Raw genomic sequence first — 13,178 nt, forward strand, 5'->3', positions numbered from 1 at the left:
CTTTGTTTTCGTACCTGCTGCTGTTACATTATTATAATTTGTTAATTCTTCTGGTGAAACAATGAACATTTGACATATTTTTTCTTCAAGAGTCATATTCTTTATTATTTTATTCACTTGTTTTAGTTGTTGTTTTTCCTTCTTTGTTAACCTCTTCTCTGTTTCTTTGTTTTCAGTTTCTTTATCTTCAGCTGTTTTGTTTCCAGCAGCACTTTTTTCAGTTTTATTAGCATCACTATCTTTACTTTCTGTAGAAGATGCCGCTGTTTGGTTTTTAGTTTCAGCTTCCTCACCTACGAACTTGGTTGTTTCTTGTCCTATCTCTTTCATGGAAGCTGCTGCTACTTCCGTTTCATTTCCTTTGGTTGCAGTTTTACTATTATTCGAAGATTTATATTCTCCTAATATTAGTAAAGCGAAACCAACCGCAATAACTTCTGCTATTATTATGTATAGATATCGTTGTATATTCTTTTTATAGGTATCTTCCTTATTCTCGTTTTTCATAATCCCTTTTCCTCTCCTAATAATTGTGCCCTAAATTCTAACCTTATAGTGTCTATCTATATATAAGTTAACCCATGCAACTTAATTTGTCAATATTTGGTTATTTATTTTTCAGAAAAATAAAAGACAACCTTCATATGAAAGTTGCCTTATTGAATAATTTACGCATCATATCTCTTAATAAATCCCATTCCAATAGGGTGTGGACCTGTATGTGTACCGATTGTAACACCTATACGTCCTATGGTTGGCACCTTGATACCAAGTCCTTCCTCTACCATGTCTTTGAATTTCTCAGCTTCATCAAAATCAATTCCAGTCCCTACAGCAAAGGAATATATGCTTGGATTTTCTCCTATTTTCTTAAAATGATCCTGGGCTATGTCGATTAATTTCTTCTTTGACTTCTCACGACTTCTCGTAATACCAGCAGGGAAGATTTCTCCTTCTTTCAATACAATCAAAGGTTTTATTCCTAGCGTATCGCTTGCGAAAGTTAATAGTTTGCCCATTCGGCCACCCTTTTTTAGATAATCCATACTGGATATGGTGAAGATAATACGGCCAGTGGTTTTTATTCGTTCAAGATGAACAATTGCATTTTCATAACTAACACCATCTGCTTGCATACGTAGTGCTTCTTGTACAAATAGACCTTGCAACACAGTATTAACCATCGAATCAATAACCGTAATAACTGCACTTGGATATTTCTCTAGAACGATTTCTTTTGCATTACATGCAGATTGATAAGAACCGCTAAATTTAGTTGTAATACAGATGCAAATCATTGGAATAGAATCTGCAGCGTATTTTGTAAAAACATCAACATAATCTTGCACAGACGGTAAGGAGGTTTTCGGATATACATGCTCCTCAATCATTTTATTGTAAAATTCAAAGTGGTCTACTTCTAGACCTTCTTTGTAATAATTTTCTCCATCGAAAGATACATAGAATGGTACAATCTCTAGTCCTTTTTCTTTTGCAAATTCTAATGATAAATCGCAAGATCCATCACTGATGATCTGATATTTCATACAAATCAACCTCTCTTATACATCATATTTATATTCCATCTCGTAGTTTTCAATACTATATGATGCATTGTACCATATTTATCTTAAAATAAAAGTAACTTTGTCCATTATTAATAATTTTTTTATATTTCATTTTGATTATCACTATTTATAACATATCCTACAACAGAAAGCACACTTGTAAATTATCCACTCTCATACAAAAGAACAACGCAACTAAACGTTACGTTGTTCTTTTTACATCTACATCTGGAAGAAATCCATTAATGAAATTTGATTTGTTGCTGGTAAATCTGCAAGGATTCCTAAATCAGCCATTGTATCAATTACAGTAGCACTGACCTTAGTTCTTTGTCTGAAATCATCAAGAGATAAGAATTTACCATCTTTTGTTGCAAGTACTACGGCTTCTGCCGCTTTATCGCCAAGCCCATCGATTGTATTAAGCGCTGGCATAATCTTACCATCGAAGATTTGGAAATGATGGGATTTCGCACGATAAATATCAAGTGGTTCAAATTCAAAGCCTCTTGCATACATTTCTTGAACAATTCTCATATCCTTTAAAGTATCTTGTTCTTTCTTAGATAAATCATTCATACGTTTCTTATAATCAGACAAGTAATATTCTAATTTTTCACGGCCGAGACACATAAGTTCATAGTTGAATGCTGACGCACGGATACTAAAGTATGCAGTATAATAAGCAAGTGGATAATACACTTTAAAATATGCAATACGGAATGCCATCATAACATATGCAGCCGCATGGGCTTTTGGGAACATGTATTTAATTTTCTTACATGATTCAATATACCATTCTGGTACTCCCGCTTCAATCATGGCTTTTTCCATATCTGGCGTTAAGCCCTTACCCTTACGAACACTTTCCATGATCTTGAAGGCAAGACCATTCTCTACTCCAGTATGAATTAGATAGGTCATAATATCATCACGGGTACAGATTGCTGTCGAAAGTGTACAATTACCATTCTGTATATAGTACTGGGCATTGTTAAGCCAAACGTCTGTACCATGGGATAGACCCGAGATACGAACAAGATCCGAAAATGTCCTTGGCTTTGTATCGCGAAGCATCTGCATAACGAAGTCAGTACCAAACTCTGGAATACCTAAGGAACCAAGATCGCATCCACCTAAGTCCTCCGGCTTTAATCCCAACGCGCTAAGATTATCAAACAAAGATAATACTTTCTCGTCATCAAAACGAATTGTTAACGGATCAATACCAGTTAAATCTTGTAACATACGAATCATGGTAGGATCATCGTGTCCCAGTATATCAAGTTTTAACAAGTTGTGGTCAATGGAGTGATAATCAAAATGTGTTGTAATGGTTTGTGTTGTCATATCATTTGCAGGACGTTGCACTGGTGTGAAGGAATAGATTTCCTCACCAAGTGGAAGAACTACGATACCACCTGGATGCTGTCCAGTTGTTCTACGAATACCTACACACCCTTCTACAATACGTTCAATCTCTGCTCTTCTCTTATGTTGACCATGTTCTTCATAGTATTTTAATACATAACCAAAAGCTGTCTTCTCTGCCAAGGTACCAATGGTACCAGCTCGAAAGGTCTGACCTTTACCAAATATAACTTCCGTATAATCGTGAGCATGACTTTGATACTCTCCTGAGAAGTTAAGATCGATATCCGGCTCCTTATCTCCATAGAAACCAAGGAAGGTTTCGAACGGAATCTCATGTCCATCTTTACTAAGAGGTTGGCCACATTGAGGACACAATTTGTCTGGCATGTCACAACCAGACTTTCCTGCATACGCCTTTACTTCCTCTGAATCAAAATCGGAATAATAGCAATTTGTACAGTAATAATGAGCAGGTAATGGATTAACTTCGGTAATACCTGACATCGTAGCTGCGAATGAAGAACCTACCGAACCTCTGGAACCTACTAGATATCCATCTTCGTTAGATTTCCATACAAGTTTCTGAGCAATAATATACATTACGGCGAAACCATTACTAATGATAGATTTTAATTCCTTCTCTAATCTAGCTTGTACTGGCTCTGGTAGATTAGGTCCATACATAGAATGGGCTTTATCGTAACATATTGAACGTAAATCTTCGTCAGAATTCTCGATGATAGGAGGGCATTTATCTGGACGAACAGGTGCAATCTTTTCGATCATATTTGCAATCATATTGGTATTGGTGATAACTATTTCTTCTGCTTTTTCTTTACCAAGGTAAGAAAATTCCGCTAACATCTCATCTGTTGTACGAAGATACAATGGTGGTTGATCATCCGCATCTTTGAATCCCTTACCAGCCATGATAATTCGTCGATACACTTCATCTTCTGGATCTAGGAAATGCACATCACACGTACCTACAACTGGTTTATTGAATTCTTCACCTAGTGCAACTATCTTTTTATTAATCTCAATCAAATCTTCTTTGGATTTAATATCATATCTATCACTATGAATCATGAAATCGTTGTTACCAAGTGGCTGTATTTCCAGATAATCATAGAAATCTACTAATCTAGTAATCTCTTCTTTTGACTGATTTCTGAGTAAGGCTTGATATAATTCTCCTGCTTCACAGGCCGAACCTATAAGTAATCCTTCACGATTTTCTAGAAATACACTCTTTGGTATTCTTGGTCTACGAGCATAATAATTTATATGTGAATATGAAATTAATTTATACAGATTAATTCTACCAATATCGTTTTGTGCAAGTATAATTGCATGATAGGTTGGAAGCTTCTTAATCATATCTGCAGATAATTTACTGATTTCATTTAGCTGTTCCATATTAAATACATTCTTTTCTCTTAACATCTGAATGAATTTTACATAAATCTCAGCAGTAGCTCCAGCATCGTCTACTGCACGGTGGTGATTTTCAAGGGAAATTCCCAATTCTTTCGCAACGATATTCAATTTAAACTTTGATAAATTAGGAAGTAATACACGGGCCATAGATACCGTATCAATTACTGTAAAATCAGTTGAGATGCCTAGCTGTTCCGCTTTCTTTGTTATAAAACCAACATCGAAAGATGCATTATGAGCAACTAACACACAACCCTTACAAAATTCTAGAAACTGTGGCAAGATAACATCAATTGTAGGGTAATCCATAACCATAGCATCTTGGATACCTGTCAATTTCTCTATCTCATAAGGAATTGGGATCTCTGGGTTAATGAATGTAGAATATTTGTCTACAATTTCTCCATTCACTACTTTTACCGCACCTATTTCAATGATTTTATCATTAACAGGACCAAAACCAGTGGTTTCTATATCGAATACAACACTTGGTTCGTCTAATGTCTGCCCTTTATCATTTTCAACAATATCTTTCAAGTCATCTACTAGATAAGCTTCAACACCGTAGATTACCTTAAAATCTGACTTCTCAACCACATGGTTAGCCTCGGTAAAGGCCTGTACTACCCCGTGATCTGTAATAGCAATCGAAGAATGTCCCCATGACATTGCTCTCTTAATTAATGATTTTGCACCTACAACCGCATCCATATCACTCATCATGGTATGGGCATGTAATTCTACACGTTTGACAGGTGCATTATCGACACGAGAAGTTGTAAAATCCGGAATTGTTTTAATACCCACAATAGAACTAATAGAGATTTCTCTATCATACTTATCCATCAAGGCCATACCCTTCATCTTAATGAAGATTCCATTTTTTAATACAGATGTAATATCAGGTACCTGTTCATTCTTCACGAATATCTTCGCTGAAATTGTATCAGTAAAATCTGTAACCGCAAATGTAATAATCGTTTTCTCGTTACGAAGTTCTCTTGTTTCAAACTTATTTACCCTACCACGTACAACAACTTCGCCCACTTCATCTTGAATTTCACATATTGCAATTGCTTCCCCTTCAAAGTTCTTACCATAGATGGTATCTGGATCTGGTGGTAACTTCTTGTAACTGCTGTATTTGGACTTATCAGGTTTAGCCGCTTTCGTCTCTGTAGACTTGTCTTTACTTTCTGATTTTGGAGTATCTTGTACGCTATTATTTGCTTTGCTTACTAATTTAGAGCTGTCCATCGCATTGGAATCTCCGCCAGAAACAGCAATATATGATTCTTCGTCTTCACCATGAGACATATGATGTTTTCTCATTGCCTTCGCATATGTTTCCGTAATATCTTCTTCCTCTTTTTCAGGAGGTTCTACGTAGCTAAATTTAACATTAATGGCATATCCGAAACGATTTGAGAAGTTATCCTCTAGAATACGCTTCATATTATTTGATTTATTCTTTGCTACAAAGTTATCTTCCATCTCAAGCGCAATCGTATCGCCTTCTACATTGTAATCTGCCATCTTGAATAAGTTATACTCAAGTATACTACTGTCCTTCATCTCTTCCAGTAAACTATCATAATATGCGTCCATCAACTTATCAGGTGTATACTGGGCAGACAACTCATATCGGTCACACAACCTGATTTCATTCATTGTATCTGCAAAAAGTTGTTTTTTAATTTGATACTGCATCTTCTTCACTAGTTTCCTAGAGATCAAATGCGTACTCATTAAATATATCTTTATTTCTTGATTGATTCTAGAAGCTGCAACACGCTCAATTACAGTATCTTCAAACATATCTTGTAATTCTTTCGCAACCTTTAATGTTTCAAAGACTTCAAAGAATTGCATATTCATGTACACAATCTCCTTTTCATAATCTAATTTCCTATTATTCTAATTTTTACCCCAATTTTTCAATTCTTCTTCAAGGGTTGCCAACAACTGATCTTCTGGTAATGTCTTAACCACTTTTCCTTTCTTAATCAGCATCCCAACACCTTTACCACCAGCTACTCCGATATCCGCTTCTTTTGCTTCGCCCGGTCCATTAACAACGCAACCCATAACAGCAACTTTAATATCTAAATCGTACTTTTGAACCATAGTTTCAACTTTATTAGCTAGTCCAATTAAATCGATTTCTGTTCTTCCACAAGTAGGGCAAGAAACCACTTCAACACCTGCTTTACGTAAACCTAATGTACGTAGAATTATCTTTGCAGTTTTTACTTCTTCCACAGGATTTCCTGTTAAGGATACACGAATGGTATCACCGATTCCTTGATTTAAGATAATTCCAAGTCCTATACTTGATTTAATATTACCTGATGTTATTGTTCCTGATTCTGTTATTCCAACATGTAATGGGTATTTTGTCTTCTTAGCAATTAACTCATGGGCTTTCACTGCCATTAATACATTAGAAGACTTAATACTGATAACAAGATTATCATAACCCATATCTTCAATAAATTTCACTTTATCAAGAGCACTTTCTACAATACCTTCTGCTGTTACACCACCATATTTCTCAACTAGGGGTTTCTCCAAAGAACCACTATTAACACCAACACGAATTGGAATATTTCTTTCCTTGGCAGCTTCTACGACAGCTCTTACTTTTACTTCACTTCCGATATTACCTGGATTAATTCGAATCTTATCTACCCCACTCTCTATAGCAGCTAGTGCAAGACGATAATCAAAATGAATGTCTGCTACAAGAGGAATTGATATTTGTTTTTTAATATCCTTTAAGGCAAGAGCTGCTTCCATAGTTGGTACTGCACATCGAATAATATCACAGCCAGCTGCTTCTAACTCTTTTATTTGAGCAACAGTAGCTTCTACATCTTCTGTCTTTGTATTTGTCATAGATTGAATCAGAATTGGATTACCTCCACCAATCACCTTATTTCCAATCTTAATTACTTTTGTTTCATCACGGTACATTCTATATACCTCCTATTCTACTTTTCATTCTAAACTGTATATTAATTTAGTAAATTATTGTTCTATGTTATAGGCTAATAACATCTCTATTCTACCACACTTTCTACTAAGTGTTATAATTAAATTATTCCTAGTAATAAAATTTTTGTTATTCAATGTTGAATACAACACTCTATTTACATTTTCATTACTTCTTAGTTGACGTACTATGCCACAAAACACGCTACATATCTAAGCACAAATAAGTTAGCAAAATGAGAGGTGCATAAAATACTTCCGTATTTTATCGCACCTCTCATTTTCTTATATTATATAATTAACCGAATAACCTTCTGACATCATTAAACATAACAAATACCATTAAAATCATCAAAAGTGCAAGACCTATCATATGAACAAAGCCTTCCTTCTTTTGATCTATAGGTTTACCACGTACTGCTTCTATTAACAAGAACACCAAACGTCCTCCATCAAGCGCAGGCAATGGTAGTAAGTTCATTACACCAAGGTTGGCGCTTAGTAAGATACTCATATAGAGAATCTGAACAATAACAGCTGACACACCCGCAGACTTCGTACTGTCGATTCCGTCTCCAATCATATCAACAATAGCTACAGGACCGCCTAAATCTTTGGTTGTAACTTTACCATTAATTAATCCGACTACACTTTGGATTGTTGTTTTAATCCAAGTTTTCACTTCAATTGCACTGTATTTAACAACTCCTAAAGCGCTCATCTTCTCACCAGTTGTGGCAATGGTCTTAGTACGTCCTTGGTCGTAACCAAATCCCATCAAATATACACCAGCTTCATTTTTTTCTGGTGTTATGGTCAAATCCATCTCGTTTCCACCACGATTAATTGTTAATGTCACAGGTTTCTCTGTTGTAGGATGGAAGTATTGATAATATGATACTTCTCTAGAATTATCAATATTTGAACCATTAATCTCTACAATAACATCACCCACTTGTAAACCTGCTTCCTGTGCAGGAGCACCTTCCTGTACATCAATAATCAAAGCTGGATCATAACCTACTTTACCAACAACGATAATCGACAATACGAATGCTAGAATAAAGTTGAAGATAGGACCTGCTGCAATAACAGAAATACGGGCCCATACCCCCTTCTTACCAAAAGCGTTAGGATCATCGTTTTCTTCGTCTTCTCCTAACATCATACAAGAGCCACCAATAGGGAATAACTTTAGGGAATATCTCGTGCCGTTACGTAAAAAACTAAAAAGTCTTGGACCCATACCAACTGAAAATTCCACTACTCCTATTCCATTCTTCTTTGCCAATAAGAAATGACCCAGTTCATGGATGACTATAATTAAGCTAAAAATCAAAATAGCTATAATAATATTCATGTAAATACCTATCCTTTCTATACTGCATACAGTTTAGTGATATTAGTTCTCCACTACCAATATCATGTATGAAGTTACACATGGAATTTTGATTCAATTCTCTCATATGTCTGTGCTTCAATTTCAAGTATCTCATTTACACTCGGGTTATCTACCTTGCGATGCGATTGAATTGCATCTTCAATAATTTCATATATTTCAAGGAAAGATATTTCCCGTTTCAAGAATTTGGCAACCGCTCTTTCATTGGCTGCATTATACACAGTTGGCATACTTCCTCCAAGTCTACCTACTTCATATGCTAATGAAAGTCCACGGAATGTATCTAAATCAGGTGCTTCAAATGATATTTGAGATAATTTAGTAAAGTCTAAACGCTCGCCACCAAGTACTCTTCTATCTGGATATGTTAATGCGTATTGAATTGGAAGTTTCATATCTGGTGTACCTAACTGTGCAATCACACCACCATCTACAAACTCAACCATAGAATGAATGATACTCTTTGGTTGTACAACAACTTCAATTTGGTCAAAATCAACATCAAATAACCACTTAGCTTCTATAACTTCTAAGCCTTTATTAACCATGGTTGCTGAATCAATGGTAATCTTTCGACCCATAGACCAATTAGGGTGTTTTAGAGCATCTTCCAAACTAACTTTACTTAACTGTTCTGTATTCATCCCTCTAAAAGGGCCACCAGAAGCTGTTAATAATATTCTGCTAATACGATTGTAGTTTTCTCCATTCAAAGCCTGAAATATTGCAGAATGTTCACTATCTACAGGAAGTATTTTAACATTATATTCTTTCGCAAGTGGCATTATGATATGTCCAGCTGTTACCAATGTTTCTTTGTTGGCAAGTGCAATATCTTTCTTTGCCTTAATAGCCGCAATAGTTGGCTGAATACCTATCATACCAACAATTGCTGTTAAAACAACATCAGCTTCTTCAATCACACTACATTCTATTAAGCCTTCCATTCCACTTGTAATCTCTACATCAAGGTCCGCAACTAAAATACGTAATTCCTTTGCCTTTTTTTCATCCCAAACACATGCTATGCGTGGTTTGAATTCTCTAATCTGTTTCTCTAATAAATCTATATTAGATCCTGCCGCTAGAGCAACAACTTCCATATCAGAATTTTCACGAACCACATCAAGTGTTTGTGTTCCTATGGAACCTGTTGATCCAAGTACTACTATTTTCTTCATGTTTGTACCCTTTTCTTATGATATTACTTAAAATTACTATTAGTTTTCTAAATAATTATTACTATACTATTACTATTTACTCAAAAACTCCGCTAGATAATAAACAATAGGAGCAGTGAATATGATACTATCAAAACGATCTAAGATTCCACCATGACCAGGAATTAATTTACCATAATCCTTGATTTCAAAATTTCTCTTAATCGCTGAAGCTGCTAAATCTCCAATTTGAGATACGATACTTGACGCTCCACATATAATCGCAAATGTAACTTGTGGATTGGAAAATGTATCGATTTTATGTTGTATTGCCAGTCCATATACAAATCCAATTAAAGCAGCACCTAATACACCACCAATACCACCTTCAATTGATTTCTTCGGACTTAATTTTGGCGTCATCTTATGTTTTCCAATCGAAATACCAACTAGATACGCACATGTATCAGATCCCCATGCCCCTATGAATAATAACCAAACTAACCATAAACCGTCATCTAACATACGAACTTGATAGATATGTGATAACATAATCGCAACATAAAACAATCCAAAGAATGTTAAGAATACTTGCTCAGAACGATATTTTGGAAAAGTAAATACATACGCTACCATAAGTACCATGATAAATGCTACAAATAGCAGCATCATATGTTCTTTTGCTTCAAAATATACTAACGCATAATAAGCTACACAAGCAATATAACCGATGTAACCGATTAAACTATTATTTACTTTTAACAACTTATATAATTCACTTAAACCAATTAATGAGATTAATCCAATTACCCCAAACAGTAGATTGCCTCCCATAATTACAGTAATTAACGTTAAAATCACTAACGTTACTGAACTTCTAAAACGCACCCAAAACATACGACTCTCCTATCCGTTGGTGTATATTTGTATAACCATTCAGAATAGCTATTTATTTTACTCCACCAAACCGTCTTTCTTTTGAATTATAATATAGTATGGCATCTTCTAAATCTTTTTCACTAAAATCTGGCCACAATACATCTGTAAAATAGAATTCTGTATATGCCATCTGCCATAATAAATAATTTGACAATCTCTGCTCACCACTAGTACGTATCATTAGGTCTGGATCTGGAATACCTTTAGTATCCAAATAGTTGTCAAATAGTTTCTCATCTATATCATTAAGTGTTAATGCCTTATGATTGTAATCTACTACTATACGTTTTATTGCACGTAGAATCTCATCTCTCGAACCATAATTTAATGCAACTTGAAAATTCAAACCTGTATTCTTCTTACTTAATTCTTCTAATTCTTTGATTTTTTCTTGCATTTTAACATCTAATCGAGAAATATCGCCAATAACACGAACTCTCATATTATTCTTGGTTGTTTGCTTAATACAATCTTTTAAATAGTTATTCAGAAGCTTCATTAGCGTTTCAACTTCTTCATCTGGTCTAGACCAATTTTCTGTAGAAAAAGCATATACAGTTAAATATTTTACACCCATGTTATATGCTGCTCTACATATCTTTTCTACATTCTTACTCCCTTGGGCATGCCCATAAGTACGTGGCATCATTCTCTTCTTAGCCCATCTTCCATTACCGTCTAGTATAAGAGCAATGTGTTCTGGGATTTGTAATCCTTCGAGGACATTTTTATTAGCCAAACTTTATTCCTCCTGCTATAATGCTATAAAACCGGATTGTCTTATACGAATGTATAAGACAATCCGATTTTAATCTAATTAAAGCCGTAACTTACCAAATTAAACAGTAAGAACCTCTTTTGATTTTGCTTCCATAGCTTTATCTACTTCTGTAACGTATTTGTCAGTAACTTTTTGTACTTGGTCTTCTAAGCTCTTAACTTCATCTTCAGATATTTCATTTGCTTTGCTTAATTTCTTAATTGCATCATTAGCATCACGACGAATGTTACGGATAGCAACTTTAGCTGCTTCTGCTTTTTTCTTTACATCTTTTACTAATTCTTTTCTTCTTTCCTCAGTAAGTTCTGGGAATACAAGACGAATTACTTTACCATCGTTACTTGGTGTTAAACCAAGATCAGAAGTTAAGATTGCTTTTTCAATTTCTTTAATTAAACTGCTTTCCCATGGTTGAATCATAATTACTCTTGCTTCTGGTACAGAAACGTTAGCAACTGATTGGATTCCAGATGGTGTACCATAATAATCAACTTTTAATTTATCCAAAATACGAGGATTAGCTCTACCTGCACGAATGGCTGTAAACTCCTCATTTAAGCTGTCTAAAGATTTTTGCATTTTCACTTCAAATTGTTCAATTCTTGAATCCATTTTTTTCCCTCCAAAGATCTTTCATATAAATATACAGAATAACCAGGTTTTCTTTAAACAGTTACCTTGGTCCCTGTAAATTTCCCATTTACTGTGTTTACGATACTATTTGGCTCATTAAGTCCAAATACCATCATTGGCATCTTATTTTCTAAGCACATAATTGTCGCAGATAAATCAATAACTGCTAACTTCTTATCAAGTACCTCTCCTATTGAAATCTCATCATATTTAATTGCTGATAGGTTTGTTTTAGGATCGCTGTCATAAACACCGTCTATTGCTTTCGCTAATAAGATAACGTCAGCTTCAATTTCAACAGCTCTAAGAACTGTTGCAGTATCTGTTGAAAAGTATGGGTGACCTATACCTCCTGCAAAGAATACAACCATTCCCTTTTTAAAATACTTATTTGCTCGGTCTTTTGAGAACGTCTTAGTCATAGAACCACATTCAAATGGTGTTAACACTTGTGTCATCATGCCAACATATCGAAAGATTTCAGACACATAGATACAATTCATAACAGTTGCTAACATACCAATCTGATCTGCCTTTGTACGATCGATTGTTTCACTTGTTCTACCTCTCCAGAAGTTTCCGCCACCGATTACAATACCTACTTCGACACCTTTATCAACTAATTCTTTCACTTGTTTTGCTACTTCAATACAAGTTGCTTCGTCAAATCCTGTCTTCTTATCTCCGGCTAATGCTTCACCACTTAGTTTTAACAAAACCCTATTCCAAGTCTTCATTATCCATCATACCTTTCAATAGCTTTTAGTATATTATTAACTTATTAATGCCATAAATTTAGTAGCTTGTACATGCTACCCAAACAGTTTTATTATAGCATTACTAATAAGCTTTTGTATACTATTTTTTTAATTCGACTTATATTTTAT

General features: G+C 34.8%; 9 protein-coding genes and 1 pseudogene. All 10 read right to left on the reverse strand.

The window, feature by feature from the left end; all coding sequences use genetic code 11:
• Positions 1–507 (reverse strand): annotated as a pseudogene (locus ACW2QF_RS11640) (hypothetical protein); the annotation flags it as partial.
• Between the two features lie 161 nt (positions 508–668).
• Complete coding sequence (locus ACW2QF_RS11645; RefSeq protein WP_455716172.1) at positions 669–1,547, reverse strand: DegV family protein; 879 nt, start codon at positions 1,545–1,547, stop codon at positions 669–671.
• Positions 1,548–1,790: 243 nt separating this feature from the next.
• Positions 1,791–6,260 (reverse strand): PolC-type DNA polymerase III, encoded by a 4,470-nt coding sequence (locus ACW2QF_RS11650; RefSeq protein WP_455716173.1) that lies wholly within the window; start codon positions 6,258–6,260, stop codon positions 1,791–1,793.
• Positions 6,261–6,299: 39 nt separating this feature from the next.
• A complete protein-coding gene (gene ispG / locus ACW2QF_RS11655) occupies positions 6,300–7,358 on the reverse strand; it encodes a flavodoxin-dependent (E)-4-hydroxy-3-methylbut-2-enyl-diphosphate synthase (protein WP_455716174.1) in 1,059 nt (352 codons plus the stop codon).
• Between the two features lie 316 nt (positions 7,359–7,674).
• On the reverse strand, positions 7,675–8,736 hold the full coding sequence (gene rseP / locus ACW2QF_RS11660; protein ID WP_455716175.1) for an RIP metalloprotease RseP: 1,062 nt from the start codon (positions 8,734–8,736) through the stop codon (positions 7,675–7,677).
• Positions 8,737–8,810: 74 nt separating this feature from the next.
• On the reverse strand, positions 8,811–9,959 hold the full coding sequence (dxr, locus tag ACW2QF_RS11665) for a 1-deoxy-D-xylulose-5-phosphate reductoisomerase (RefSeq protein WP_455716176.1): 1,149 nt from the start codon (positions 9,957–9,959) through the stop codon (positions 8,811–8,813).
• Positions 9,960–10,031: 72 nt separating this feature from the next.
• Positions 10,032–10,835, reverse strand: a complete 804-nt coding sequence (locus tag ACW2QF_RS11670; protein WP_455716177.1) for a phosphatidate cytidylyltransferase — start codon at positions 10,833–10,835, stop codon at positions 10,032–10,034.
• Positions 10,836–10,887: 52 nt separating this feature from the next.
• A complete protein-coding gene (locus ACW2QF_RS11675) occupies positions 10,888–11,616 on the reverse strand; it encodes an isoprenyl transferase (protein WP_455716178.1) in 729 nt (242 codons plus the stop codon).
• 99 nt (positions 11,617–11,715) lie between these two features.
• On the reverse strand, positions 11,716–12,270 hold the full coding sequence (gene frr / locus ACW2QF_RS11680; protein ID WP_455716179.1) for a ribosome recycling factor: 555 nt from the start codon (positions 12,268–12,270) through the stop codon (positions 11,716–11,718).
• A 53-nt stretch (positions 12,271–12,323) separates the two neighbouring features.
• Positions 12,324–13,028, reverse strand: a complete 705-nt coding sequence (gene pyrH / locus ACW2QF_RS11685; protein WP_455716180.1) for a UMP kinase — start codon at positions 13,026–13,028, stop codon at positions 12,324–12,326.
• Positions 13,029–13,178: the final 150 nt, after the last annotated feature.

The organism is Anaerosporobacter sp. (assembly GCF_965301125.1).

Coding starts and splice junctions, on each gene's coding strand:
- ACW2QF_RS11645 (WP_455716172.1), bottom strand. CDS start 1,547: ATGAAATATCAGATCATCAGTGATGGATCTTGCGATTTATCATTAGAA.
- ACW2QF_RS11650 (WP_455716173.1), bottom strand. CDS start 6,260: ATGAATATGCAATTCTTTGAAGTCTTTGAAACATTAAAGGTTGCGAAA.
- ispG (WP_455716174.1), bottom strand. CDS start 7,358: ATGTACCGTGATGAAACAAAAGTAATTAAGATTGGAAATAAGGTGATT.
- rseP (WP_455716175.1), bottom strand. CDS start 8,736: ATGAATATTATTATAGCTATTTTGATTTTTAGCTTAATTATAGTCATC.
- dxr (WP_455716176.1), bottom strand. CDS start 9,959: ATGAAGAAAATAGTAGTACTTGGATCAACAGGTTCCATAGGAACACAA.
- ACW2QF_RS11670 (WP_455716177.1), bottom strand. CDS start 10,835: ATGTTTTGGGTGCGTTTTAGAAGTTCAGTAACGTTAGTGATTTTAACG.
- frr (WP_455716179.1), bottom strand. CDS start 12,270: ATGGATTCAAGAATTGAACAATTTGAAGTGAAAATGCAAAAATCTTTA.
- pyrH (WP_455716180.1), bottom strand. CDS start 13,028: ATGAAGACTTGGAATAGGGTTTTGTTAAAACTAAGTGGTGAAGCATTA.